We start from the raw sequence: 25,975 nt of genomic DNA, 5'->3' as shown, positions 1-25,975 counted from the left end.
AGCAGCTTGGCTCCGCGCCGAACATGTTTCGTCTGAGCTCGATCAGCCCCCAGGCACTCGAAGGATATCTGGCCATGTCCGGCGCGCTCAACAAGGGCGCCCTTCCGGCCGCAACCCGTGAGCGGATCGCGCTTGCAATCGGCCAGGTGAACGGGTGCAATTATTGCCTGTCGGCGCACACCTATCTGGGCAAGAACCTCGCCATGCTGGACGATGCTGAGATTGCCGCCAACCGGGCCGGTGGATCGAATGATCCCAAGGCCGATGCTGCCGTCCGTTTCGCTGCCAGGGTGGCAGTGGATCGTGGGCATATCACTGACGCCGATTTTGCCGCGGTTCGCCTTGCCGGCTACAGCGATGGGCAGATCATCGAGATCGTCCAGCATGTCGCGCTCAACACCTGGACCAACTATTTCAACGAAGTGTTTCAGACCGAAATCGACTTTCCCGTCGTCGACGCCCGTCAGGCTGCCTGACCTGTCGGGAAGCGGGCACCGGTCGTCCCCGTCCACCGGTGCCCGCCCATCCTGCCCTGCGCCAGAGAGAAACCCATGAAACCCGCAAGCGACATTGCCTTCACACCCGCCGTCAAAGCCTTGCAGACGGCGCGCGGTTCGCGGGCCAGCTATGCCCGGATGGAAGACCGGGGCGGTTTTCGCACCCGGATTACCGACGAGCTGGCTGACTTTATCGCCGCCGTCGATACGGCCTATCTGGCCACCGCCAATGCCGAAGGTCAGTCCTATGCGCAGCATCGGGGCGGCCCCAGGGGGTTCATTCGCCTGATCGGTCCAGCCACCCTCGCCTTTGCCGATTACACCGGCAACAGGCAGTATATCTCAGCCGGCAATCTGGCCGAGAACGACAAGGCGTTCCTGTTCTTGATGGATTATGCGCATCGCCGCCGTATCAAGATCTGGGGCCGCGCGCGGGTGATCACCGACGATGCGGTACTGATCGAACAGCTTCTGCCGGAAGATTACCGCGCAAGGGCCGAACAGGCGATCCTGTTCGAGGTAGAGGCATGGGACATCAATTGCCCGCAGCATATACCGATAAAGATCGATGCGGCAGATGTGGCCGAAACCGTCAGCAGGCTGGAAGCGCGCATCGAAACCATTGAGGCAGAAAATGCCGCCCTGATTGCAAAGTTGGAAAGGAAACCCTGATGAGCCGTCCTCCACTCCCGCCTTTCACCGATGAAACCGCCGCCCAGAAGGCGCGTATGGCCGAAGACGCGTGGAACAGCCGCGATCCCGCGCGCGTTGCCCTGGCCTATACGCCGGACAGCAGGTGGCGGAACCGCGCTGAATTTGTAACGGGCCGCGATGCCATTGTGGCCCTGCTCACCCGCAAGTGGGCGCGCGAACTGGACTATCGCCTGGTCAAGCAGGTTTGGGCGCATGCCGGCAACCGGATTGCAGTGCGGTTCGCCTATGAATATCACGATGACAGCAACAACTGGTTTCGCGCCTATGGCAACGAGAACTGGCAGTTTGACGCAGATGGCCTGATGGAAATCCGGATTGCCAGCATCAACGAACATCCCATTGACCAGGCGGACCGCAGACTCCTGTGGCCCGAAGGGCCGCGCCCGGTCGACTATCCTGACCTTACCGCCCTTGGACTCTGATCCGGCTGGTCGACTTTTCGGACCTCAACGGATGGCACGCCAGCGCCGGGCGTGAACACGCGATCAGCCAGCACGCCAATGCCCGTGTCGAATATCGCTTCACGCAAGCGGGAAACAGGCGCAGTCATTGCCAGCGCCAACCAGCCCTTGTTGGCGTTGCCTGCAGATTCTGAACCTCGATCAAGGGCCAGCCTACAATCTGAATGTGACCGGCAGGTCGCCGACAAAAGCAAGTAGCCAGGACAAAGGTCGAGGACCCGCAATGTTTGGACTGCAATTTGGTATTCAGCCAGTTTTGGGCAATCAGCGGATTCTGCGCCCGGGCAGGTGGCTTTGGGCACGGGCACTTGTCTGGATTGTCATCCTGATTTTTGCCGTAATGATCCCCTTCGGACTCGCTTCAGAATGGCTATCGAATGCACTGCCGGATCAGCCAGGCTTTCAATTCCTGGCGCATGGCGCAGGCGCGGTTATTGTCCTGAGCTGTTACGCCCTGCTCGTGAGAATTGGTGAAGCGCGCGCACCCAGCGAAATTGCTTTGGCATCGGCGCCGATGGGTCTCCTCGCGGGTCTGGCCATCGGGCTGGCCCTGTTCAGTTCAGTTATGGGCATTCTGATTGGCACAGGCCTTTATGACATGTCCTTCCAGGGCCTCGCGCCCGCCTGGCGCGGTGCCGGGCTGGCGATTGAATCCGGCATTCTGGAGGAAGTCCTCATTCGGGGAGTCATCCTGCGGCTGCTATGGCGCAGTGTCGGTCCCTGGCCGGCTTTGGCAGTCTCGATGCTGCTGTTTGGCGCCGGTCATCTTGCCAATCCGGGCGCGACACTTCTTCCAGGCATTTGCGTCGCCATCGAAGGTGGATTGCTGCTCGGCGCATTCTACGTGTTGACCGGTCGCCTGTGGGTTTCGATTGGCGTCCACGCAGGATGGAACTTCACCCAGGGCTATATCTTCGGCGCCGCTGTTTCAGGCGGAGACTTTGGCGGGGCGATGGCCGTCAGCACCGCAAGCGACCAGTTTCCAGATTGGCTCACAGGCGGCGCATTCGGTCCAGAAGCCTCATTGCTGGCATTGGTCGTATGCAGTGCCGTGGGAGGCCTTGTCCTGTGGCTCGCGTGGCGTTCGGGTCGCTTCGAGGCCTGGTCCAGAGAGTTCGCTCCGAACTGTGCGGGACCTTCTACCGGACATAAGCCACCGAACACCACCGCCTGACGGGCTGAAGGCGGCATTGGCGGAAAGGCGGCTGGAGCGGGTAGAGGGAATCGAACCCTCATAGCCAGCTTGGAAGGCTGGTGCTTTACCACTAAGCTATACCCGCCCGCTCGCCGCCGCGATTGCCACCGGCAGGGGCGGTTCGTCAAGCGCCCTGATCGGCTTACGGCGCAGAAGAGGGTGCCGGACCTGTTTCGGGAGCAATTTCGATCTCCACCCTGCGGTTGCGCGCCCGGCCCGCTTCATCGGGCATGCCGTTGGGCAGGGCATTGGGCGCAATCGGGTTCTGTTCGCCAAAGGCGATCACCGTGATTCGCTCATCATCCACGCCGCGTTCCACCAGCCATGCGGCCACGGCCTCTGCGCGTGAGCGTGAGGCGCGCAGATTGGCGCTGTCATTGCCCGAACTGTCCGTATGGCCGCGCAGGATCACCGGCCAGCCTTCGCGCAGGGCATCGCTTTCAAGCACTTCGCGCAGCACCTGCTGTGCATCCGCGCCCAGTTCATTGCCGCTGTTGCCCAGCGGAACAGTGACTTTCAGCGCCTCCACCGGTGTCGCCAGTTCCTCCCGGCGGGCATCGTCGCGAATGATCGATGCGGCGGGCGTTTCTTCCATCACGGTGGTGGCTGTGGATGTGGGCGCGGGGTCTGCCGGCTGCCCGCTCGTGGCCGGTTCCGGCTCGCCGCCGCCTTCCTGTCGCAGTTCGCATGCCGATACCAGCAACGCCGCCGCGCTGATCATGATCAGTTTGCCCGGGGTGATATCCATGCCTTGCTTCCTCATCCTTTGTATCATGCTGTCTGCACCTTTGCGGCGCCTGCCTTGGCGGCTCTTCTGGCGGCAGCACTTTCTTCTTCGCCCTTCTTCCCTGGCGGTGAGAAGCTGATGACAACATCTCCTGCCTGCGGCTCCGGCGCGGAGGCATGGGTGAAAAAGCGCATGCGGCCGTTGGGCTTTACCAGCAGCAGCATATTGGTGGCTTCGGGCAGAACGCCCTTGGCATCTTCTATATCGAAATGATCGGACAGCTTGGTCTTGCGGAAGACCCAGCCTTCCATCTGCCGTTGGTGCACATCGGCGACGCTGAAGCCCGATGCAAACAGAGCGCGGCCACGCAGGCTGGCGGGCATCTTGCGGTGATCGCCATCATCGCCGCCCTCACCCAGCTGGTACACCGAATCGGTGCCGATTTCGGGCGCGAATTCGGAACAGACGAGCGTGTTGTACGCCTCGTTGTCGGTGGCGGCGATCAGCACGTTGAAGGGCGTGAGATCGAGGTTGTGTTCGGTCGCTTCGTTGAGGATTTCGCCGTGATAGGTGGGAATGCCCGCCGCGCGTGCGGGTTTGAGCCGCAGCCAGCTGGCATCGACCAGCATTACCGGCGTGCTGATACCGTGCATCTGTTTTGCCAGGGCAATGGTCCACGGCGTGGCGCCGACGATCAGCAGGCCAGGACGCGATTCGCCACGAACCTTGAGCCATTTGGCGACGATGTTAATCGTAAAGCCGTGGGCCACGATAGTGGTCACCACCACCGCAAAGCTGAGGCCGATCAGGATCGAGCCATCAGCATAGCCCAGATCCGACAGGCGCAGGGCGAACAGGCCGCTGATGGCCACCAGCACGATACCGCGCGGGGCGATCCAGGCGAGGAACAGCCGCTCGTTCCACGGCACGCTGCTGAATGCCAGACTGATCAGCACGGTCGCCGGGCGCACCACGAACAGCAGGGCGAGCAGGAACAGGCCGAACTGCCATTCAAACTGGCGCAACTGGGCAAAATCCAGGCTGGCGGACAGCAGGATGAAAATGCCCGACACCAGCAGCAAGGCGATGTTCTGCTTGAAGGGATGAATGCTGCGCAGTGAGGCGACATTCATGTTGGCCAGCGCGATGCCCATGACGGTAACCGCCACCAAGCCAGCTTCATGCTCGATCGCGTTGCACAGCACGAAGACGCCGACAACCACGACCAGCAGCACCGGCACCTTGAGGAATTCGGGCACGAAACCGCGCGGGAAAGCCCAGGCGATAATCCATGCCGCCGCATAGCCGATCAGCCCGGCGATGACCGCGGCGATGATCAGAGGCGGCACGATTTCCACCATCGTGGCGCCATCGCCGACATAGCGGAAATATTCGTAGGCAATCACCGCGCACAAGGCGCCGAAGGGATCGTTGACGATGGCTTCCCATTTCAGCAAGGCGGCGGGGCGCTGTTGCACCGTCGATTGCCGCAGCAAGGGCATCACCACCGTGGGGCCGGTAACCACCAATATGCCGGCAAACAGGATGGCCACCGGCCACACCAGCCCGGCCACGTAATAACCCGCCAGCGATCCCAGCAGCCAGCCCAGCGGCACGCCGATGATCACCAGACGCCAGACGCCGCCGCCATATTTGCGCAATTCACGAAAATCGAGGCTGAGCCCGCCTTCGAACAGGATCAGCGCCACGCCGATGGAGATCATCGGCACCAGCATATCGCCAAAGGCTGCCTGCGGATCGAGTATGCCCAGCGCTGGGCCGGCCAGGAAGCCCGCCGCCAGCATCAGCACGATGGCGGGCCAGCCGGTCCGCCACGCAACCCATTGCGCGCCGATTCCCAATATGCCGACAAGGGCGATGACGAAGGCCTGTTGTTCCATGAAGCTCCGGTCAGAGGCCTAGCGCATACGGGCCTGTTGTTCAAAACGTCCGAACGCGACGTTCTTTCCCGTAACTTGCCTAATGGCCAGCAAAATCCATCAGCGCATGCGAAGCGATGCCGGCATCACGCAACCGGTCGGCCCCGCCAAGTTCGGGCAGATCGATCACGAACAGCGCGTTATCGCAGCGTGCGCCAGCCCGGCGCAACAATTGCGCCGCGGCCAGGGCGGTGCCGCCCGTGGCGATCAGATCGTCCACCAGCAGCACCTGTTCGCCGGGGCTGAGCAGGGTCGGATCGATCTCCACCCGCGCTTCGCCATATTCCAGCGCATAGTCCTGGCCGATTGTCTCCACCGGCAGCTTTCCGGCCTTGCGCACGGGGATGAAGCCCACGCCCAGACGCGCTGCCAGAGCGGTTCCGAAGATAAAGCCGCGCGCCTCTATGCCAGCGACAGAGGCGGTGCCGGGAGGGGCAAGCCGGGCAAGATGATCGATAGTCGCGGACAAACCACGCCCATCTGCGATGAGCGTGGTGATGTCACGAAACTGGATACCTGCGGCCGGAAAATCCGGGACAGTGCGGATCAGGGTCTTGAGGTCATCTCGGGTCAAAGCCCGGACCTCAGTCTTCCTTGCGCTTCGGCTTGGCGTTCGCCCAGACCTGCTTCTTGGCCAGCCATGCCAGGATGGTGGCAAACAGCAGGAAGCCCAGAACCGGCCAGCCGGCACGCTTGCGTTCCACCAGCGAAGGCTCTGCGGTCCATGTCAGGAAAGCGGCCACGTCCTGCGCCATCTGGTCGATGCTCGCTTCCGTGCCATCGGCATAGGTGACCTGGCCATCGGCAGTCAGCGGGGGCGCCATCGCCAGGTTGAGATTGGCGAAATACGGGTTGTGGTGCAGGCCGGTGGCCGGAGCAGCCTCGGGATAGCTGGCGAGCAGCTCCGCCGAAGGCTCCTGATAACCGGTCAGCAGCGAATAGACATAGGCCGGGCCGTGATGCCGCGCCTTGGTCATCAGCGAAAGATCCGGCGGAATGGCGTTGTTGTTGGCCGCACGCGCCGCCACGTCATTGGCGTAAGGTCGCGGGAAATTATCGGTCGGCGTGCCCGGACGGGTGGACGCTTCGCCGGTGTTGGGATCAACGCCCGGAACCACCCAGTTGGCAGCCTCAGCCTTGACCTCATCCTCGTTATAGCCAAGCTCCGACAGGTTGCGGAAGGCGATCTGGTTGAGGGAGTGGCAGGCGCTGCACACTTCCTTGTACACCTGATAGCCGCGCTGAAGCTGCGCCAGGTCCCACGAGGGGAACAGGCCGTCATGCTCAAACTCGACATGCTTGGGGGCCAGATGGAACACGCTCTCTGCCGTCGGCGGAGTGTCGTCCGAAGCCCAGTTCGCAAAACCGAACGCGAAAGCCAGCAGCACCACGAAGGTGAAACCCAGGCCAACAAGAATTCCTACAAGGCGGATCATGATCTCGTCTTTCCCCTAAACCCGCGCGTCAAGCAGCCGGCTTGGCGTTGTCGCCCAGCACTGCCTTGTCGTCCTCACCCAGCACAGCCTCGGTAATCGAGAAGGGCAAGGGCTCCGGCCGCTCTATCGAAGAGATGATCGGCAGGATCACAAGGAAATGCAGGAAGTAATATGCGGTCGCGATCTGGCTGAACATCACATAGGGCTCTTCCGCCGCGGCGCCGCCGAGCCAGAACAGGATCAGCATGTCGACCACCAGCAGCCAGAAGAACTTGCGGAACAACGGGCGATAATGGCCGCTGCGAACAGGTGACTTGTCCAGCCAGGGCAGGAAGAACCACACCAGGATCGCGCTGAACATGGCGAGCACGCCCCACAGCTTGGCCGGCAGGATGAAGTCAAAGGTGAAGGCGCGCAGGATGGCGTAGAACGGCCAGAAGTACCATTCGGGCACGATGTGCGCAGGCGTGGAGAGCGGGTTGGCCGGGATATAGTTGTCCGGGTGGCCCAGCGCATTCGGCATGAAGAACACGAACGCCATGTAGATGATCAGCGCAACGCCCAGGCCGAAGCCGTCCTTCGCCGTGTAATACGGGTGGAAAGGCAGCGTGTCGCTTTCGCTCTTCACTTCCACGCCCGTGGGGTTGGAAGATCCGGGAATATGCAGCGCCCAGATGTGCAGGATCACACAGCCGGCGATCACGAAGGGCAGCAGGAAGTGCAGGCTGAAGAAGCGGTTGAGCGCGGCATTGTCCGGCGCATAGCCACCCAGCAGCCAGATCTGCAGCGGCTCACCCACAACCGGGATGGCGCCAAACAGGCCGGTAATCACCTTGGCGCCCCAGAAGCTCATCTGCCCCCAGGGAAGCACATAGCCCATGAAGCCGGTTGCCATCATCAGCAGGAAGATGACCACGCCGATCAGCCAGACCATTTCGCGCGGGGCCTTGTACGAAGAGTAGAAGAAGCCGCGGAACAGGTGGAGGTAGATCACCACGAAGAAGAAGCTGGCGCCATTGGCGTGCGCATAACGCATCAGCCAGCCCCAGTTGACGTCGCGCATGATGTGTTCGACCGAATTGAAGGCCACTGCGTCATTGGCGGCATAATGCATCGCCAGCACAACGCCGGTGACAATCTGCAGAACGAGGCAGAACCCGGCCAGAACGCCGAAATTCCACATGTAGGAGAGATTGCGCGGAACCGGATATCCGGCACCCACGGCATTGAAGACCAGACGCGGGAGAGGCAGCTTCTCATCGAGAAACTTCATCACCGGATTGGTGGGTTCGTATTGCTTGGCCCAGGGAAAACTCATTGCGCTATCTCTCGCCTCAACCGATCACGAGTGTCGTATCGGAGGTGAATTCGTATGCCGGCACTTCCAGATTCTTGGGGGCCGGACCTTTGCGAATGCGGGCGGCCGTGTCGTAGTGCGAACCATGGCACGGGCAGAAGTATCCGCCAAATTCGCCCTTGTTCTCACCCTCGGCAGCGCCCAGCGGAACGCAGCCCAGATGGGTGCACACGCCCATCACCACCAGAATGTTCTCATGGCCCACGATGGTGCGTTCAGCCAGCGTCTGCGGATCGCGCAGATCGTCAACCGGAACGGCATCGGCAGCCTGCATTTCCGCAGGCGTCAGATGACGCACGAAAACCGGCTGCTTGCGGAACACCGCCTTGATCGACTGGCCCGCTTCGAGCGAGGTAATATCCAGTTCGGTGGTGCTTTCGGCCAGCACGTCCTTGGACGGTGCCATCTGGCTGACCAGCGGCAGCACCGCGATCAGCCCGCCAACGCCCGCCGTTGCGACGGCAGCAATTTCGATGAAGTCACGACGGCGCACGCCGCCTTCGGCTGCTGCATCCGTAAACGCCGTGTCAGTGGTGGTTGCCATTACCTTGCCTTGCCTGCCCGTTTGCCCCTGCAAAAAGCTGCCGGACAACGCGAAAAGAATTCTGACCAGCCGCGCGCCGAACGGGGCCCCGGGGCGGCGACTTGGCGCGGCTGATAGACGAGCAAATCGCCCCTGCCAACCCGCCTTTTGGCGCTAATGTGACAGGCGGGCACTTTGTGGCTAGCCCGGCAGGGCGATGATGGAGAACTGGCGGCCATATGTCGGCTCGTGCTTATGCACCGATCGGCGGTGCGAAAAGAACCGCTGCTCATCGCCATATGTGTCCAGCCCAAGCTTCTCCACGCGCCCCAGTTTGCGCGATTCCAGCCGCGCGGCGACATAGGATTCAAGGTCGAACTGCCACTTGCCCGGCCTGCCCAGAGTGAAGAAATGCGCGTCCTTGTCGTCAAATTTCTCGCGCAGGTCATAACCCACCTCATAACTGGCCTGGGCAATGCACGGACCGATGGTGGCGTGGATTCGCCCGGCAACGGCGCCCAGCTCCTCCATCCGCCTGACGGTTGCCTCCAGCACCCCGCCATGCGCGCCGCGCCAGCCGGCATGGGCCGCGCCGATCACGCCCGCCTCTCGGTCTGCCAGCAGCACGGGGGCGCAATCCGCCGTCACGATGGCCAGCGCCAGTCCGGGCGTGCTGGTGACGATGGCATCGACCTCGGGCCGCTCGTCTTCTGCCCACGGAGCAGTCGCGGTCTCGGCGCGCGAGGAATGGACCTGCTTCACCGTAACCAGCTGCGCGCCGGGGCAGACGGCATCGAGCGCGCGGCGGCGGTTTTGCGCCACATGCACATCGTCATCGCCCGCGTTGAAGCCGACCTGCAATCCGGCCACCGCGCCCTGGCTGACCCCGCCGATGCGGCCCAGAAAGCCATGCGGCAACCCGGCCAGCGCGGCGCTGCGAATCACCTCGACAGGAGGTACGCCAAGATCAGCCAAGGCTGCGGGCCACCTGTTCATGCGTATCGCGTGACAGATTATCCGCCGCCGCAATACGCTCCAGCTCGCCGCGCATCAGCGCCGCGCGGCCCGGCTCGATTCGCCGCCACCGGCCAAGCGGCGGGACGAAGCGCGCCGCCGTCTGCGGATTGAGCGGGTCGAGCGCCAGGATCAGGTCCGCGATCATCCGGTAGCCCTCGCCATCCTCGGCATGGAAGCCGTGCGGATTGGCGGCAAAGGCCATGTACAGCGAGCGTACGCGGTTGGGGTTCTTCAGGGTGAATTGCGGGTGATCCGCCAGCGCCTTCACATGCGCCAGCACCTGCGGATGCAGCGAACCGGCCTGAATGGCGAACCACTTGTCGATCACCAGTTCATTGTCATGATAGCGGTTGTAGAAATCGAGCAGCTTGTGCGTGCGTTGCGCGCTTTGCAGCCCCGCCAGCACCATCAGCGCGCCCTGACGGTCGGTCATGTTATCCGCCGCATCATATTGCCCGGCTGCCATCTGCGCGGCGAGATCGGGATTGCCGCTGGCCATATAGACCAGCGCCTGTGTCTTCACCTTTCGAGCCCCACGAGCCCTGGCATCAAGGCTGAAGGGAACCGCGCTGGCGCGATCGTGCAGGGCGACGAATTCCGCCTCCAGCTGCTCACCCAGCCATGCGCGCAGGCCCTGGCGTTCATGATGGATGGCGCCCGGATCGGCGATCAGCATCTGTTCGGCCAGATAGGTGTTGCTCGGCAAAATCAGCAGTTCGCCGCGCATCAGATCATCCAGCCGGTCATCTGCCAGCACCGCTGCCAGCGCCCGGCCAATGGCTTCGCGCCCGGTCTGGCGATCCTGTTCCGACAGGTTTCCGCCCACGGCATCCTTGAGGTGGGTGACGACCAGTTCCTGCATCGCCTCATAGCGGGCGAAGGGATCATCGTCATGCGCGGCCAGGAACACCAGATCCTCTGCCGAGGTCTGGTTCTCGATCGCCACCGGCGCGGTAAAGCCGCGGTTGACCGACAGGACAGGCTCACTCGAAACTCCCTTGAAGCGGAAGCTGTCCTGCGCCTTGTCCAGCACGATCAGCTGCTCGCCGCCATGTGCGCCGGTTGCCCGGTCGAACAGCGCGATGCGCAGCGGGATCGGCATGGGCTGCTTGGTCGGCTGGTCGGGGGTTGCGGGAATGTCCTGCGACAGGTGGAGCACCACCTCATCGCCTTCCGCCTCCATCCTGATCGATACGCGCGGCGTGCCGGCCTGCGAATACCACAGGCGGAACTGCGCCAGGTCCAGCCCGGCGCCATCCTCCATCGCCTTGATGAAGTCCTCGCAGGTCGCGGCCTCCCCGTCATGCCGATCGAAATACAGGTCGCAACCCTTCCTGAAGGCCTGCTCTCCGCACATGGAGCGCATCATGCGGATCACTTCTGCGCCCTTGTTATAGACGGTGGCGGTGTAGAAGTTGGAGATCTCTCGATAGGAATCGGGCCGGATGGGATGCGCCAGCGGGCCTGAATCCTCGGGAAACTGCACCCCGCGCAACACCCGCACATCCTCTATCCGCTTGACCGGCTCGCTGCCCATGTCCTGGCTGAACAGCTGATCGCGCAGCACGGTGAAGCCTTCCTTCAGGCTCAGCTGGAACCAGTCGCGGCAGGTCACCCTGTTGCCCGACCAGTTGTGGAAATATTCGTGGCCGATAACGCCTTCGATGCCGTCATAATCGCCATCGGTGGCGGTTTCTGCGTCGGCCAGCACATATTTGGTGTTGAAGACGTTGAGGCCCTTGTTCTCCATCGCGCCCATGTTGAAATCGGACACGGCGACGATGTTGAACGTATCGAGGTCATATTCGCGGCCGAACACGCGCTCGTCCCACAGCATCGACTGCTTGAGCGATTCCATCGCATGGGCGGTGCGGTCCAGATCCCCGTCGCGCACGTAAATGCCCAGATCGACCTTGCGCCCGCTCATGGTGGTGAAGCTGTCCTTGTTGACCACAAGGTCGCCCGCCACCAGCGCGAACAGGTAAGACGGCTTGGGCCAGGGATCGTGCCACTCGGCCCAATGGGTGCCGTCGTCATGCGTGCCGGTATCGGTGCAGTTGCCGTTGGACAGCAGCACGGGGAACAGCGCCTTGTCGCCCGTCATCCGCACCCGGTAGTTGGACAGCACATCGGGCCGGTCCGGGAAGAAGGTGATGCGGCGGAAGCCCTCCGCCTCGCACTGGGTGCACAGCATTCCGCTGGAGGCATAGAGGCCCATCAGCTGCGTGTTGTCCGATGGTGCCAGCCGGGTGGTGATCTGCACGTTATGCGCATTGCCGGGCAGGGTGACGAGCAGGTCGGCCCCCTCCATCACCCAGCTGTTCACCGCTTCGCCATCCACGCGAACTTCTATCGGTGACAGCCCGTCCCCATTCAGGCGCAGCACCGGATCGGCCTGTGCCGCAGGGTTGCGAGAAACCGCCAGCCGCGCCTCCACCAGCGTCTCGTCCAGTCCCAGCGTGAAATCCAGCGCGACTTCGGGCACCAGCCAGGCGAAGGGCCTGTAATCCTCGCGGCGAATGGTGACCGGCGCCTTTGGCCCGGTGGCAGCATCGGCCATTTCGGGGTTGCCATCAGGGTTCGAAGGGGTGCGTGCAATATCCATAAGCTGCGATTTAGGTCCTTTCGCTGCGCCGTCCAGTGAGTAGAACGCGCAACATGGCTCAACTGTTCATTTTTGGCCTCGGCTATAGCGCGGGCTACATCGCCGATACCATGCGCCAAAGCGGCTGGCATGTCGATGCGACCGGCAGTGCGGGCAATGTCGATTTCGCCGATCCGGCGGCGGTGGCAGCGGCTTTGGCAAGGGCCAGCCACGTGCTGTCCAGCGTGCCGCCATCGGCGGGCAGCGACCCGGTGCTGGATGCTTATGGCGACAAGTTACCGGGCAAATGGCTGGGTTATCTGTCCTCCACCGGAGTCTATGGCGATACCGATGGCGCATGGGTGGATGAAAGCGCGCCCACCGGCACCGGCAGGCGCAGCGCGCGGGCGCAGGCCGATGCGCGCTGGCTGGATCTTGGCGCGCGCGTGTTCCGCCTGCCCGGCATCTATGGTCCGAGCCGCAGCGCGTTTGAGCGCATCGCCAGCGGCAAGGCGCACCGGATCGCCATTCCCGGACAGGTGTTCAGCCGCGTGCACGTGGCCGATATCGCCAGCGGCGTTGTGGCGGCGATGACGGGCGACGCCCCGGCGGGCGCGTATAATCTGTCCGACGACCTGCCGTGCAGCCAGAATGCGGTGATCGAACATGCCTGCCGGTTGATGGGGGTGGAGCCGCCGCCGCTGCAATCGCTGGAGGAGGCAGATCTGTCCCCGATGGCGCGCGGATTCTATCTGGAGAACCGCCGGGTGGCGAATGGCCGGGCGAAGCGCGTGCTGGGCTGGAAGCTCCAATTCCCGACATATCGTGAGGGGCTGGCAGCTATTCAGGCGGAGGTCCAGGCGGCGATCAGTCGATCTGGCGCCCCCTGAGCGCCACCAGCATGCCGAGCAGCGCCAACACCGCACCGGCAATCGCCAGCCGCGACCACTGGTAATTCTCGAACACGGTGGACAGCGCCATCGCCACCACCGGCACCAGCACGCCATTATAGGCCGCGCGGCCCGGTCCCAGATCGCGGATCAGCTTGAAATAGAGCGGAAAGGTGACCACCGACCCGATCAGGCCCAGATAGGCAACGCCGGCCCAATAGCGCGGCTCCACCGGAATCACCGGCGGCCCGGATACCGACCACGCCAGCGTGATATCGAACAAGGTGCCCCACGCCATCGCCCAGGCGAGCAGCAGGACTATCGGCTGTTTGCGGGCGGTCTCGCTGGCCTGCATGACATTGGCGATGGAGGCGGCCAGAATGCCCAGCACGGTGAACACCAGCCCCAGCTCGATACTGGTGCCAGGGTCCATCGCCATGCTCTCATGCGCCAGCAGCAGAGTGATGCCGCCCAGCGCGATGACCGTGCCGATCAGGAAGCGCCCGGTAACAGTCACGCCCAGAAACACCCGCCCCAGCAGAGCATTGGGCACCATCAGCAGCGCAAACAGCACCGCCACTATGCCCGATGTCAGGTGCAGTTCGGCGCGGTAGACGAAGTTGAAATTGCCAAAGAACTGCGACAGGCCGATGCCCAGTGCAAACAGATGGCCGCTCGCCGTCATGCGAAAACCCGTGCCCTGCCGCGCAGCCAGCAGGGCCATCCCCGCCGTGGCGATGGCAAACCGGTAGGCGACAGACCAGCTGGGCGGTGCCGCCCCCAGCTGATCCTTGATCACCAGCCAGGTCGATCCCCAGATCAGCGCCACCAGCAGGAAGGGTATCGCCACTTCAGGGCGCAGCAGCGCGTGCCTGCGGCGGTGATGCAACTGCGGGGAAAGGCTCATAGCGCGGCGATTGCCGTGGCCAGCGCCTGCGCATCTTCGCCGCGCGTATCCCAGCTGGTGACCAGCCGCACGCTCGCATCGTCCCAGTCGTAAAAGGCAAAACCCTGCGCCCGCAGCGCCGCGCGCTCATCCGCATTCATGCGCATGAACAGCTCGTTCGACTGCGGGGCGTGCAGCAGGCGTTCGCCTGCGCCCGAAGCGATGTGCGCTGCCGCATCATTGGCCGCGCGCGCCAGTTGCAGCCACAATCCGCCTTCCAGCAGCGCCAGAATCTGCGCCGCCAGAAAGCGGCCCTTGGAATGGAGGTGGCCTGCCCGCTTGCGCCGCCAGCGGGCCAGATCGGCCTGTTCGCCATCGAAGAACACGATCGCCTCTGCGTCCATGCCGCCATTCTTGGTGAAGCCGAAGCTGAGCGCGTCGACCGGGCCAGCTGCCTGCGCGGGCGAGCAGCCGAGATAAGCCACCGCATTGGCAAAGCGCGCGCCGTCCATATGCAGGCCAAGGCCATGTTCGCGCGCCAGCTCGCCAATCGCCGTCAGTTCCTGCGGTGCATAGGTCAGCCCGTATTCGCTCACCTGCGTGATGGAGATGGCGTGCGCCTGCACCTGGTGAATGCCGCGGGTAATGCCCGCCAGCACTGCGCCGATGCTGTCAGGCGTCAGCCTGGCCCCGGTGCCGTCTGCCAGCAGCAGCTTGGCCCCGTGAAGGTAGAAACCAGGCGCGCCGCATTCATCGCTTTCGATATGCGATTCGCGGTGACAGATCACCCCGCCGTGCGGCTGCACCATCGTCGCCAGCGCCAGACAATTGGCAGCCGTGCCGGTGCTGGCCCACAGCACCGCGCATTCACGCCCGAACAGATCGGAGAACACCGCATCCAGCCGCTGGCTCAACGCATCGCCGTCATAGGGCGAATCGGGAGCGTCGGCGGCCTTCATGGCCTCCCACACCGCAGGGTGCACGCGTGCTGCATTGTCGGACAGGAATTGCATCGCAGTGCAATGGCCGCAGGGCGCGATCTTAGCAAGATGGCCTTATGGCGATGGCCCTGTCAGCTCGGTTCAATCAGCGCGGAAGTCTTGAGAAATCGACAGAGGCAATGGAATCGAGGACCGCAGCGCGCATCGCCTGCGCCTCTGCAATCGACAGGCCGTGGAAGGCAAAACTGCCCCCGGCCAACCCGAACTTGAGATCGGCATAGCCGCGCCTGCGGGAAATCGGCCCCTGCGCAATCTCCACCGAATGCAACTTCACCCGATTGGCGATCTGGAGCCTTGGCACCAGCCAGCCGCGCCGCGAAATGATCTGCCGCGCATCCAGCGCATGGCGTTCATGCAGCCACAGGAAATGCTGCTGCGCGATGATGAAACCGGCAAGGCCGAACAGCGCCAGTCCGGGCAGAACAGAGGGAATGAATACCAGCGCCGCACTGCCGGCCAATGCGGCAGGAATGGCCCCCATCAGCGCCTTGTCCAGCCGGTATTTGCGGCTTGGTCTGTGCCAGTCCGCATCGGCAGCGGGCAGGGTGAAATGGGCAGCCTCGGCAATCGGCGCGATCTCCTCCAGCTGGGCCAGCGGGGCAACCACGTGATTGGCCGATTTGGCATCCTGCGCCAGGCTGACGAAGGACAGGCTGTGCCAGCCCCAGACGCGCCGCAGCAGGCCGGTGCCCACGGTAATCGCCTGAACGCGGTGCGCAGGCATGACCACATCGGTCTTGGTCAGCAGTCCGCGCCGCCGCCGGAAGCCCTTGGGCGTCTGGTCGAGGCGGAAATCCCAGTCGCGCAGGAAGGTGCGCAGCACGCCTGTGCCCAGCCCCACCACGCCCAGCACCGCAATGGCGATGGCCATGCCAACGATCTGCGCCGCCCAGCCCAGTCGCATCAGCCATGCGCCGGGGCCGGAAACCAGATGCTGCCACTCGCCCACGTCCCACAGGTTGAACGGCAGCAGGAAATCGAGCTGCTGTGCCGCGCCGCCCAGCACGGCAATGGCGATCAGCGAAAATTCGAACAGGCCCAGCAACAGCAGCCGGCGCGGACCCATGGCGAATAGCTGCTTGCTGCGTTCGCTTTGCCCGGACGGTCCCGCTTCGCCCGCTGCGCCAGTTGCAATATCCTGCCCGCCATCGGCCACGCCAGCCGCCACACCATCAGCCACACCGTCGCGCAGGTCGCGCACCACATCGCGCAGGCGCTCGCCTTCATCCTTGCTGACATAGGCCAGCTGCAGTTCGTCCTTGCCGCCCGCACCCGTCTCGAATCGTACCTCCACCAGGCCGAGCAGGCGCGGAATGGGCTTTTGTTCCAGGCTCACATCCTGAATGCGCTCATAAGGAACCGCGCGGGCAGAGCGGCTGATCAGCCCCTTCTCCACGCGAATGTCATTGGCCCCGACGCAGTAGCGCACGCGCCGCCAAGTCAGCCATGCGACGGCAAGGTTTATGGCGATAATGCCGCCTGCAAACAGCGGGACAATCCATGCGGCATTGTCCATGCTGCGCGATCCGAACATCACCGCCACAATCGGCAGGATCGATTGTTGCAGCCCGCGCAGGCCGCTGGCCACTATCGCCAGCGGATGGGTGCGCTGCCAGCCTGGGCCGGCAGCCTCGCCGGCAGCCTCAATCTCTGCTGCAGTGTCGTTCACATCGTCTCGCGCTTGACGTGGGCGCGGATCGCCTCGCGCATGGCGGCGGCATCGTCATAAGCAAGGCCGGGCAGGGTGACGGAGGCATTATGCGTTCCCGCCGTATGCAGCACCAGCCGGGCAATGCCGAAGGCGCGTTCCAGCGGGCCCTGTTCCACATCGATATGCTGCACCCGGCTGAACGGCACCACCGTGTCCGACCGGAACAGCAGCCCGCGCACCACGCGCAGGCGATCATCGGCCATGTCATATCCGCGCGCGTTGAAGCGGCGCAGCGGCACCATCAGGATCAGGAACACGGCCACCAGCACCACCGGCACCAGAAAAGCGCCGGACATCAGCATGCCGCCGATCTCTCCCACAAGCGCGCCGATCACGAAAGGAATCGCAGTGAGCACCGCCTGAATCCGCATCACGGTGACATAGGCGGGATCGAGCTGGGTGAGTTTGTCCTCTGGCATGGTGCTCTATAAGCACAATACACCTGCTTCTGGCAAGGCGCCAAAGCGGGTGTCGGCGCGGCGGGCGGCAATGCGGGAGGAGTGGGGGAAATGGTGCTGCTAGAGAGAATTGAACTCTCGACCTCACCCTTACCAAGGGTGCGCTCTACCACTGAGCTACAGCAGCATGCCATTTCGCCTGCGAAAACTCCGTCTTCGGAGGCAGGCGCGCGCTATTGTCGCGGGGGCAGTGAAAGTCAAGGCGGGTTTGCATGCTGCCACTTGAGACGCACCCTTGAGACGCACTCTTGAGACGCACTCTTGAGACGCACTCTTGAGACATGGCCGCTTTGGCGGCAAGGGTGCGCCCATGACCGGCACCGAAAAAACGTCCCCGCGCAAAACTCCGACGCGCGAAGAGCGCCTTGCCGCCAAGCTGCGAGAGAATCTGCGCCGCCGCAAGGCGCAGGCGAAGGCGCTCGATAGTGCCGGGGATAGTGCCGGGACCCGCACCGGGGACTCTGGAGCAGACGACAAGACCCCGTGATGCCCGATGGCTTCGGGTTGGCCTGGGGCCGCCTGCCCCTTCCCAATTGCGAATCGAAAAGCTAACGGGTGGCGCTCCCCTATGAAGGAGCCCGATACGTGCCGACCCTGATCCTTGTGCGCCACGGCCAGAGCCAGTGGAACCTGGAAAACCGCTTCACCGGCTGGTGGGATGTGGACCTGACCGAGCAGGGCGTGGCCGAGGCCATTGCGGCGGGCGCGTTGCTGGCCGAAAAGGGCCTGCTGCCCACGCGCTCCTACACTTCCGTGCAGCTGCGCGCGATCAAGACGCTGCATCTGGCGCTGGAAGCCTGCGGGCGGCTGTGGATTCCCGAAACCAAGGACTGGCGCCTGAATGAACGGCACTATGGCGGGCTGACCGGCCTCAACAAGGCCGAAACGGCGGAGAAGCACGGCGATGAGCAGGTGCTGATCTGGCGCCGCAGCTTTGACGTTCCGCCGCCGCCGCTGGAAGCGGGCGGGCAATTCGATCTGTCGGGCGATTTCCGCTATGCCGGGATCGATATCCCCGCCACCGAAAGCCTGAAGCTGACGATCGAGCGCGTGCTGCCCTATTGGCAGGAGGAAATCCTGCCGGTGCTGGCCAGCGGCGAGACGGTGCTGGTTTCCGCGCATGGCAATTCTCTGCGCGCATTGGTGAAGCACCTGTCGGGAATTTCAGATGATGAAATCACCGGGCTGGAGATTCCCACCGGCCAGCCAATCGTCTACGACTTCGATGACGCCATGCAGCCGGGTGAACGGCATTACTTGAAGGATCGGTAACAGACCATGTCCCCGCCAGTTGCAATCGTAATGGGCAGCCAGTCTGACTGGCCGACCATGAAATGCGCCGCCAGGGTGCTGGACCAGCTTGGCGTGGAGCATGATGACCGGATCGTTTCCGCCCACCGCACGCCGGACAGGCTGCACGCCTTTGGCAAGGGCGCGGCGGATGATGGCTTCAAGGTGATTATCGCCGGCGCAGGCGGCGCGGCGCATCTGCCGGGCATGATTGCCGCGCTGACCCACCTGCCCGTGCTGGGCGTGCCGATCCAGTCGCGCGCGCTGTCGGGTCTCGATAGCCTGCTTTCGATCGTGCAGATGCCCGCGGGCATTCCCACCGGCACGCTGGCGATTGGCGAGGCAGGGGCAACCAATGCCGGCCTGCTCGCCGCCTCCATTCTGGCGCTTTCCGATGATGCGCTGGCCCGGCGGCTGCAGGACTGGCGCGCGGCGCAGACCGGCACCGTGGCCGAGACTCCTTCGGACAAATAGGGCACAGCACACATGAGCTTCACCGCCCTCCCCGCAGGTGCGACAATCGGGATTCTCGGCGGCGGACAGCTTGGCCGGATGATCTCCATGGCCGCCGCCCAGCTTGGCTACCGCGTGCACATCTATGCGCCGGAGAAGGACAGCGTGGCCGCCGAAGTCTCCGCCCGCTTCACCAGTGCCGCCTGGCATGACCGCGAAGCGATGCAGGACTTTGCGCAGGCCTGCGACGTGGTCACCTATGAATTCGAGAATGTGCCGGTGGCCCCGCTGTCGGCGCTGTCCGGCGGCCTGCTGGCACCCGGCACTCTGGCGCTGGAAGTGGCGCAGGATCGCTATCGCGAAAAGCGCTTTGTCGAGCAGTTGGGCGGCAAGCCTGCACCCTATGCCGCCATCGATCATGATAACGAGATGGCCGACGGCATCGCCAGGGTCGGCGCACCGGGCATCATGAAGACACGGCGCGATGGCTATGACGGCAAGGGCCAGTGGAAGATCGCCTCACCCGCCGATGGCGCCGGCGTGCGCGTGCCCGAAAGCGGGCTGGTCTATGAAGGTCTGGTCCATTTCGAGTGCGAATTCTCGGTCATCCTGGTGCGCAGCCGCACGGGCGAGGTGCGGTTCTGGGATTCCACCCGCAACGTGCATGACAATGGCATTCTGGCGCATTGCGAACTGCCCGCGCCCGATATCGTCGCCGCGCAGATCGATGACGCGCGCGAGCTGGCCCAGAAGGCCGCCGAGGCGCTGGATTACGTAGGCGTGATGACGATGGAATTCTTCGCCACGTCGGTCGGCCCGGTGTTCAATGAAATGGCCCCGCGCGTGCACAATTCCGGCCACTGGACAATCGAGGGCGCGGTCACCAGCCAGTTTGAAAACCACGTGCGCGCGATCTGCGGCCTGCCGCTGGGCGATACCGCCAGCGTTGCCGCCACCATCAGCATGGATAATCTGATCGGCGCACAGGCGCTGGACGTGGTCGGCCATTTGTCCGACCCCAGGGCGCATCTGCACCTGTATGGCAAGGCAGAGGCACGCGCGGGGCGCAAGATGGGCCATGTCACGCGTGTCGGCTGAAAGGGCAGGATGATGGACCAGGCGGCGGACCGCGAAGTCCTGTTCATCGTCGCACGCGCGACCAATGGCTGCATCGCCAGAGATGGCGACGTGCCGTGGGCGATCAGCGAGGACCTGAAGCGCTTCAAGAGGCTGACGATGGGCCGCAGTGGCACCGGCATGCCGATGGTGATGGGCCGCAAGACCTTTGACAGCCTGCCCGGCCTGCTGCCCGGCCGCGCGCATATCGTGCTCACCCGCGATCCTGACTGGAAGGCCGAGGGGGCGCTCACAGCCAACAGCATGGAACAGGCGCTGGAGCTTGCCGGACCGGGCGATTTCTCGGTCATCGGCGGGGGCGAGATATTCACGCTGATGGCAGACCTCGCCTCCCGCTGGGAAATCACCGAAGTGCATGAGGATACGCAGGGCGACGTGTTCATGGATGCGCTCTCGCCCGTTGAATGGGTGGAAACCGCGCGCGCGCGGCATCCCGCCAGCGACAATTGGCCGCCCTATGATTTCGTCACCTACCTGCGCCCCGAAAGCCAGCGCGGTCCATGCGGCTGACCCATCGCGATCCGATCCCCGAAGCCTTGCGCGGCGCGATCGTGGCGCTGGGCAATTTTGACGGCTTCCACCTGGGACACCAGAAGGTGGTGGCAGAAGCGGTGGACTGGGCGCGCGCCGAGGGGCGGCCCGCCATCGTCGCCACATTCGATCCGCATCCGGTGCGCCATTTCGCGCCGCATGTGCCGCCATTCCGCCTCACCAGCCTGAATCAGCGCGAGGAATTGTTCGCCGCCGCCGGGGCCGATGCCATGTTGGTGTTCCAGTTCGATGATGAACTGGCGGCAATGGATGCGCGCGATTTCGTGGCCACACTGCTGGCCGGGCACATTGGTGCGGCAGGGGTGGTGACGGGCGAGGATTTCACCTTCGGCAAGGCCCGCAGCGGCAACGTGGGCGTATTGCGCGATGTGGGCGCGACCTGCGGCATAGAGGCGCGGCAGGTTGGCCCGGTCAAATCGGGCGGGCAGGTCGTCTCCTCCAGCCGCATTCGCGATGCGCTGAAAGCCGGGGAATGCGATGTGGCGGCCAGATTGCTGACCCGCCCCTTCGCCCTGCGCGCAGTGGTGCAGCACGGGGACAAGCGCGGCCGCGAAATCGGATACCCCACCGCCAACATGGACCTTGGCAGCTACCTGCGCCCGCGCTTTGGCATTTATGCGGTGACCGGCCGCGTGCTCGCCACGGGTCAGCAACTGCACGGCGCGGCCAATGTCGGCGTGCGCCCGATGTTCGATCCGCCCAAGGAACTGCTGGAACCGCATTTCTTCGATTTCAGCGGCGATCTCTACGGGCAGGAAATCGAGGTGGCGCTGTGTCACTTCCTGAGGCCGGAGGCAAAGTTTGCCAATCTGGACGATCTGATGGCGCAAATGGCGCACGATTGTGATGAGGCGCGGGACCTGCTGGCATGACCGTTCGGGCACCGGTGATGCGGCGGTGAAGGAACCGGGCGTGCGCTCTCCTGTTGCCGCAAACCGCGTTTCCGCCTAAGCGCGCCCGCATATGAGCGACACCACACCCAAGCGGGATTACCGGGACACGGTCTTCCTGCCGAAAACCGATTTCCCGATGAAAGCCGGCCTTCCGCAGAAGGAACCGGGCATTCTCGAACGCTGGCAATCGGCGGACCTGTACCAGCAGGTGCGCAAGGCCCGCGCGGGGCGTGAGAAGTTCATCCTCCACGATGGCCCCCCCTATGCCAATGGCGACATGCATATCGGCCATGCGCTGAACCATGTGCTGAAGGACATGGTGGTGCGCACGCAGACCCTGCTGGGCAAGGATTCGCCCTACGTTCCGGGCTGGGATTGCCACGGCCTGCCGATCGAATGGAAGGTGGAGGAAAAATACCGCAAGAAGAAGCTCAACAAGGATGAGGTTCCGGCGGAAGAATTCCGCGCCGAATGCCGCGAATATGCGCAGCATTGGGTGGATGTGCAGCGCGAACAGCTCAAGCGCCTGGGCACGCTGGCAGACTGGGACAATCCCTATCTGACCATGCAGTTCGAAAGCGAAGCGGGCATCGTCACCGAATTGCTCAAATTCGCCCAGAGCGGCCAGATCTATCGCGGCGCCAAGCCGGTCATGTGGAGCCCGGTTGAAAAGACCGCGCTGGCCGAGGCTGAGGTCGAGTATGAGGACATCGTCTCGACCCAGATCGACGTGGCGTTCGAGATTGTCGAAAGCCCGATCAAGGAACTGGTCGGCGCGCATGCGGTGATCTGGACGACGACGCCGTGGACGATCCCGGTGAACCAGGCCTTGGCTTATGGGCCGGAGGTTGAGTACGGCCTGTTTGGATACAGGCCTCATGTCCAAGCTTCGAGTGAGAGCGACGATCTACAGCAAGGTCTGGATGCAATTCAGAATCTGCTTGGCGATCTCACCTTTGTCGCAGCGACAGCTTTAGCCGAGAGCCACTTGGAACGGGTGGCTTATCAGTTATCCACGAGACAACAGACATTAGGTAATTCTGTCCGAATTTCCCTTGAACCAGTTTTGCTTCGGCCGTTCAAAGGCGCAGACCTAGCCGGAACCATCTGCCGCCACCCGATGCACCATCTCGGCGGGTTCTATGCCGAGCCGCGTCCGATGCTGCCCGGCGACTTTGTCACCACCGACAGCGGCACCGGCCTTGTCCATATGGCGCCCGATCACGGCGAAGACGATTTCGATCTGTGCAAGGCCCACGGCATAAATCCGGTGTTCGCGGTGCAAGGTGACGGCAAGTACCGCGAGGACTGGTTGTGGCTGGGCGGTCAGGGTTCGGTCATCAACCCCAAGTTCAACGCCCCCGATGGTCCGATTTGCACAGACCTCAAGGAAGCGGGAGCTTTGCTCTCGGCCTCCGCAGATTATCCACATAGTTATCCACATAGCTGGCGGTCCAAGGCCAAGGTCATCTTCCGCTGCACGCCGCAATGGTTCGTGCCGATGGACAAACCTGTTGCGCCCTTCGACTTTGAAGTGGCGCCGCTGGGCGCCATCGGCGGGGCGGTGGCGCTGGCCACTCATGCGGGCAAGACCGCCACGCTGCGCGAAACCGCGATGAAGGCGATTGCGGCCACCCGTTTCGTGCCGGAAAAGGGCCGCAACCGCATCAGCTCGATGGTCGAAGGCCGCCCGGACTGGGTGCTGTCCCGCCAGCGCGCCTGGGGCGTGCCGATCACTCTGTTCGTGAACCGCAAGACCGGCGAATATCTGTGCGATCCGCAGGTCAACGCCCGCATCATCGAAGCCGTGCGCGCCAAGGGCGTGGATGCGTGGAGTGACGAGGCGGCGCAGGCGCTGCTCGGCAACGAATACGATGTCGACGACTACGAGCGCATCACCGACATTCTCGACGTGTGGTTCGATTCTGGCTGCACCCACGCCTTCGTGCTGGAAAGTGCGCGCTGGCCGGACCTGCAATCCCCCGCGGACCTGTATCTGGAAGGCAGCGACCAGCACCGCGGCTGGTTCCAGTCCAGCCTGCTGGAAAGCTGCGCCACGCGCGGCCGCGCGCCCTACAAGGCGGTGCTCACCCACGGCTTCACCATGGATGCCAAGGGCGAGAAGATGTCCAAGTCCAAGGGCAACACCATCAGCCCGCTGGACACGATGCGCGATTATGGCGCGGATATCATCCGCCTGTGGGCGCTGAGCGTCGATTTCACCGAAGATCACCGCATCGGGCCGGAAATCCTCAAGGGCGTGGCCGACCAGTACCGCAAATTGCGCAACACCTTCCGCTATCTGCTGGGCGCCCTGGCCGATTACGATGCGCAGGCCGAAGCGCTGCCGGTGGACCAGATGCCGGAGCTGGAGCGCTACATGCTCAGCCTGCTGGGCGATCTGGATGCCACCATGCGCAAGGCGGTCGATGATTTCGACTTCAACACCTATGTCCGCACGCTGGTGGATTTCTGCAATGAGGACCTTTCGGCCTTCTATTTCGATATCCGCAAGGACAGCCTCTATTGCGATGGCGCAGGCGATCTGCGCCGCCGCGCCGCGCGCACCGTGTTCGACACGCTGTTCCACGCGCTGGTCCGCTATGCCGCGCCGGTGCTGGTGTTCACCAGCGAAGAGGTGTGGGGCACGCGCTTCCCCGATGCCGACAGCGTGCATCTGCTCGAATGGCCGGAAGTTCCCGCCGCATCGGCAGACCACCGGCGGTGGGACGATCTGCGCGCCTTGCGTGAACGCGTAACCGAAGCGATCGAGCCTTTCCGCCGCGAAAAGACCATCCGTTCCGGGCTTGAGGCCGAAGTCAGCGTGCCTGCCAGCGCCGTGCCTGCAGGCTTTACCGAAAGCGATTTGGCCGAACTGTTCATCACCGGCGCGGTGACGCGCGGCGATGGTGACGTGGTGGCGGTGAGCAAGAGCGGCGATGCCAAATGCGGCCGCTGCTGGCGCCTGCTGCCCGAAGTCACCGAGGATGGCGATCTGTGCCAGCGGTGCGAGGACGTGGTGACCGAACTGGATGCGTCGGCATGACCGACCTTAAGCGCATGCGCATGATCGGGGTGGGCATGGCGCTTGTTCTGTTTGCCGCCGACCAGTGGCTCAAGCATTTCGTGGTCGAAGTGCTGGGTCTGCGGCAGGTGGGCGATCATTACGGCCTGCTGCCGTTCTTCGATTTCACCCGCACCAATAATTATGGTGTGTCGCTCGGCATGTTGCCGGCGAACAGCATGGAAATGCGCTGGGGGCTGGTGGTGATGACCAGCATCATCGCACTGGTGGTGCTGGTGTGGATGCTGCGCGAGCGCAAGATGTGGGATATCAGCGCGCTGGCGCTGATCCTGGGCGGGGCGCTGGGCAATATCGTCGATCGCTATCGCTTCGGCTACGTCGTCGATTTTGCCGATTTCCACATTGGCAGCTTTCGCCCCTTCCTGATTTTCAACCTGGCAGATGCGGCAATCACCATCGGAGTGGTGATTCTCCTTGCCCGCGCCTTGTTCATGCGCGAGAAACCGGCCACAGAGCAGGAAGAAATTTGAGCGGACATTCACCCGCGGAGACAGATTACATGCGCAATTTCACCCGTATCACTCTCGCAATCGGCACTGCGGCCATGCTTTCGGCCTGCAGCAGCGGCCTGATCGCCAGCCGTGAACGGCCAGACGAATTCGCCGTGCAGCGCCAGGCGCCGCTGGTGATCCCGCCAGATTTCGAACTGGTTCCCCCCGCCCCCGGCGCTCCGCGTCCGGTGGAAGGAACTGCAGCGCAGCAGGCTCTCGAAGCGCTGTTCCCCGCTGCCCAGCGCAGCGCGGTGGAAACATCCGCTCTCGATCGTGCCGGAGAAGCCGAAATCGCGATTCGCTCCACCGTGGGCGATCCGGGCACCTATACGGTCGACAAGGGCGCCACCACCCGCGCCATCATCGCCGCACCCGAAGGTGACGGCCAGGCCGCACGGGCAGTAATACCTTCCTGATTTAAGCGTAGGGTTTTGTTTTTCGCACGCCCATCCGGGCGCGCGTCCTCGGCGCTGATCCCTCCGCTTCGCTGCGGGGCACCTGCGGGCGGCCTTTGGCCTTGCGGTCCGCTGGTCGCGGACCGAGCCAGCGCACTCCAGTGAAGATCTGGGAATGGTTCGGGCTGCGTCCAGCAACCCGCAAGCGCGAACGCGCGCCCGCAGCGCCGAAGGCGCGAGGAAAGCCTAAGGGGCCGTATGGCCCCGCCGGCGCCTGAGGCT

26 protein-coding genes and 2 tRNA genes are annotated in these 25,975 nt (G+C 63.6%); 14 read left to right on the top strand and 14 right to left on the bottom strand.

The features are described 5' to 3' along the window. The first annotated feature begins 23 nt into the window (after positions 1 to 23). The 4 genes from GRI32_RS08060 (at position 24) to GRI32_RS08045 (ending at position 2,846) form a co-directional block, all read left to right on the top strand. Positions 24 to 476 carry a carboxymuconolactone decarboxylase family protein gene (locus GRI32_RS08060; protein ID WP_425543024.1) on the top strand — a complete coding sequence of 151 codons (453 nt, stop codon included), beginning with the start codon at positions 24 to 26 and terminating at the stop codon, positions 474 to 476. Positions 477 to 551: 75 nt separating this feature from the next. Beyond that, positions 552 to 1,169, top strand: a complete 618-nt coding sequence (locus tag GRI32_RS08055; protein ID WP_160590950.1) for a pyridoxamine 5'-phosphate oxidase family protein — start codon at positions 552 to 554, stop codon at positions 1,167 to 1,169. Next, positions 1,169 to 1,633: a nuclear transport factor 2 family protein gene (locus GRI32_RS08050; protein ID WP_160590948.1), complete on the top strand. Its 465-nt coding sequence runs from the start codon at positions 1,169 to 1,171 to the stop codon at positions 1,631 to 1,633. The genes GRI32_RS08055 and GRI32_RS08050 overlap by 1 nt, the downstream gene beginning before the upstream one ends. Positions 1,634 to 1,895: 262 nt before the next feature. After that, on the top strand, positions 1,896 to 2,846 hold the full coding sequence (locus GRI32_RS08045; RefSeq protein ID WP_160590946.1) for a CPBP family intramembrane glutamic endopeptidase: 951 nt from the start codon (positions 1,896 to 1,898) through the stop codon (positions 2,844 to 2,846). A 32-nt stretch (positions 2,847 to 2,878) separates the two neighbouring features. Here the strand turns inward: GRI32_RS08045 and GRI32_RS08040 are convergent. The 9 genes from GRI32_RS08040 to pepN all read right to left on the bottom strand — a co-directional run bounded on the left by GRI32_RS08040 (position 2,879) and on the right by pepN (position 12,472). Continuing rightward, positions 2,879 to 2,952, bottom strand: a tRNA-Gly gene (locus GRI32_RS08040). A gap of 57 nt (positions 2,953 to 3,009) precedes the next feature. Beyond that, complete coding sequence (locus GRI32_RS08035) at positions 3,010 to 3,615, bottom strand: OmpA family protein (protein WP_160590944.1); 606 nt, start codon at positions 3,613 to 3,615, stop codon at positions 3,010 to 3,012. 23 nt (positions 3,616 to 3,638) lie between these two features. Then, complete coding sequence (locus GRI32_RS08030) at positions 3,639 to 5,495, bottom strand: cation:proton antiporter (RefSeq protein ID WP_160590942.1); 1,857 nt, start codon at positions 5,493 to 5,495, stop codon at positions 3,639 to 3,641. 79 nt (positions 5,496 to 5,574) lie between these two features. Continuing rightward, entirely contained in the window at positions 5,575 to 6,108 is a 534-nt protein-coding gene (locus GRI32_RS08025; RefSeq protein WP_160590940.1) for an adenine phosphoribosyltransferase, read from the bottom strand. 10 nt (positions 6,109 to 6,118) lie between these two features. Continuing rightward, a complete protein-coding gene (locus tag GRI32_RS08020) occupies positions 6,119 to 6,970 on the bottom strand; it encodes a cytochrome c1 (protein WP_160590938.1) in 852 nt (283 codons plus the stop codon). A 28-nt stretch (positions 6,971 to 6,998) separates the two neighbouring features. Beyond that, on the bottom strand, positions 6,999 to 8,288 hold the full coding sequence (locus GRI32_RS08015) for a cytochrome b (protein WP_160590936.1): 1,290 nt from the start codon (positions 8,286 to 8,288) through the stop codon (positions 6,999 to 7,001). A gap of 16 nt (positions 8,289 to 8,304) precedes the next feature. Continuing rightward, positions 8,305 to 8,871: a ubiquinol-cytochrome c reductase iron-sulfur subunit gene (petA, locus tag GRI32_RS08010; protein ID WP_160590934.1), complete on the bottom strand. Its 567-nt coding sequence runs from the start codon at positions 8,869 to 8,871 to the stop codon at positions 8,305 to 8,307. Positions 8,872 to 9,051: 180 nt separating this feature from the next. After that, positions 9,052 to 9,846: a peptidoglycan editing factor PgeF gene (gene pgeF / locus GRI32_RS08005; protein WP_160590932.1), complete on the bottom strand. Its 795-nt coding sequence runs from the start codon at positions 9,844 to 9,846 to the stop codon at positions 9,052 to 9,054. After that, positions 9,818 to 12,472 (bottom strand): aminopeptidase N, encoded by a 2,655-nt coding sequence (pepN, locus tag GRI32_RS08000; protein WP_160590930.1) that lies wholly within the window; start codon positions 12,470 to 12,472, stop codon positions 9,818 to 9,820. Before pepN ends, pgeF begins: the two co-directional genes overlap by 29 nt. Positions 12,473 to 12,525: 53 nt before the next feature. On the opposite strand from pepN, the gene GRI32_RS07995 reads away from it, so the two are divergent. Beyond that, positions 12,526 to 13,341 (top strand): Rossmann-fold NAD(P)-binding domain-containing protein, encoded by an 816-nt coding sequence (locus tag GRI32_RS07995; RefSeq protein WP_160590928.1) that lies wholly within the window; start codon positions 12,526 to 12,528, stop codon positions 13,339 to 13,341. On the opposite strand, the gene GRI32_RS07990 is transcribed toward GRI32_RS07995, so the two are convergent. From GRI32_RS07990 to GRI32_RS07970, 5 genes are all read right to left on the bottom strand, one after another. After that, entirely contained in the window at positions 13,319 to 14,248 is a 930-nt protein-coding gene (locus GRI32_RS07990) for a DMT family transporter (RefSeq protein WP_160590926.1), read from the bottom strand. The two genes, GRI32_RS07995 and GRI32_RS07990, sit on opposite strands and share 23 nt — an antisense overlap. Next, entirely contained in the window at positions 14,245 to 15,240 is a 996-nt protein-coding gene (locus GRI32_RS07985) for a threonine aldolase family protein (RefSeq protein WP_160590924.1), read from the bottom strand. The genes GRI32_RS07990 and GRI32_RS07985 overlap by 4 nt, the downstream gene beginning before the upstream one ends. Before the next feature lie 73 nt (positions 15,241 to 15,313). Beyond that, on the bottom strand, positions 15,314 to 16,897 hold the full coding sequence (locus GRI32_RS07980; protein WP_160590922.1) for a PH domain-containing protein: 1,584 nt from the start codon (positions 16,895 to 16,897) through the stop codon (positions 15,314 to 15,316). After that, positions 16,894 to 17,358 (bottom strand): PH domain-containing protein, encoded by a 465-nt coding sequence (locus tag GRI32_RS07975; RefSeq protein ID WP_237437445.1) that lies wholly within the window; start codon positions 17,356 to 17,358, stop codon positions 16,894 to 16,896. The genes GRI32_RS07980 and GRI32_RS07975 overlap by 4 nt, the downstream gene beginning before the upstream one ends. A 91-nt stretch (positions 17,359 to 17,449) precedes the next feature. Then, positions 17,450 to 17,524 (bottom strand) — tRNA-Thr (locus GRI32_RS07970). A gap of 183 nt (positions 17,525 to 17,707) precedes the next feature. Here GRI32_RS07970 and GRI32_RS10715 point away from each other — a divergent pair. The 9 genes from GRI32_RS10715 to GRI32_RS07930 all read left to right on the top strand — a co-directional run bounded on the left by GRI32_RS10715 (position 17,708) and on the right by GRI32_RS07930 (position 25,714). Further along, on the top strand, positions 17,708 to 17,884 hold the full coding sequence (locus GRI32_RS10715) for a hypothetical protein (protein ID WP_202385980.1): 177 nt from the start codon (positions 17,708 to 17,710) through the stop codon (positions 17,882 to 17,884). 98 nt (positions 17,885 to 17,982) lie between these two features. After that, the gene (gpmA, locus tag GRI32_RS07965; RefSeq protein WP_160590920.1) at positions 17,983 to 18,669 is read left to right on the top strand and encodes a 2,3-diphosphoglycerate-dependent phosphoglycerate mutase; all 687 of its coding nucleotides are present in this window, start codon (positions 17,983 to 17,985) and stop codon (positions 18,667 to 18,669) included. Positions 18,670 to 18,675: 6 nt separating this feature from the next. Further along, positions 18,676 to 19,161, top strand: a complete 486-nt coding sequence (gene purE, locus GRI32_RS07960) for a 5-(carboxyamino)imidazole ribonucleotide mutase (protein ID WP_237437444.1) — start codon at positions 18,676 to 18,678, stop codon at positions 19,159 to 19,161. Between the two features lie 12 nt (positions 19,162 to 19,173). After that, positions 19,174 to 20,238: a 5-(carboxyamino)imidazole ribonucleotide synthase gene (locus GRI32_RS07955; RefSeq protein ID WP_160590918.1), complete on the top strand. Its 1,065-nt coding sequence runs from the start codon at positions 19,174 to 19,176 to the stop codon at positions 20,236 to 20,238. A 9-nt stretch (positions 20,239 to 20,247) separates the two neighbouring features. Further along, positions 20,248 to 20,787, top strand: coding sequence for a dihydrofolate reductase (locus GRI32_RS07950; protein WP_237437443.1), 540 nt, complete (start codon positions 20,248 to 20,250; stop codon positions 20,785 to 20,787). Then, a complete protein-coding gene (locus GRI32_RS07945) occupies positions 20,778 to 21,701 on the top strand; it encodes a bifunctional riboflavin kinase/FAD synthetase (protein ID WP_160590914.1) in 924 nt (307 codons plus the stop codon). Before GRI32_RS07950 ends, GRI32_RS07945 begins: the two co-directional genes overlap by 10 nt. Before the next feature lie 91 nt (positions 21,702 to 21,792). Continuing rightward, positions 21,793 to 24,768 carry an isoleucine--tRNA ligase gene (gene ileS / locus GRI32_RS07940; protein WP_160590912.1) on the top strand — a complete coding sequence of 992 codons (2,976 nt, stop codon included), beginning with the start codon at positions 21,793 to 21,795 and terminating at the stop codon, positions 24,766 to 24,768. Beyond that, positions 24,765 to 25,277: a signal peptidase II gene (gene lspA, locus GRI32_RS07935; protein WP_160590910.1), complete on the top strand. Its 513-nt coding sequence runs from the start codon at positions 24,765 to 24,767 to the stop codon at positions 25,275 to 25,277. Before ileS ends, lspA begins: the two co-directional genes overlap by 4 nt. A gap of 29 nt (positions 25,278 to 25,306) precedes the next feature. Continuing rightward, on the top strand, positions 25,307 to 25,714 hold the full coding sequence (locus GRI32_RS07930) for a DUF3035 domain-containing protein (protein WP_160591135.1): 408 nt from the start codon (positions 25,307 to 25,309) through the stop codon (positions 25,712 to 25,714). Positions 25,715 to 25,975: the final 261 nt, after the last annotated feature.

The organism is Alteraurantiacibacter aestuarii (assembly GCF_009827405.1).
Lineage (GTDB): Bacteria > Pseudomonadota > Alphaproteobacteria > Sphingomonadales > Sphingomonadaceae > Alteraurantiacibacter > Alteraurantiacibacter aestuarii.
The sequence above is the reverse complement of the archived record's forward strand: the minus strand, read 5'-3'. Positions and strand labels throughout refer to the sequence as shown.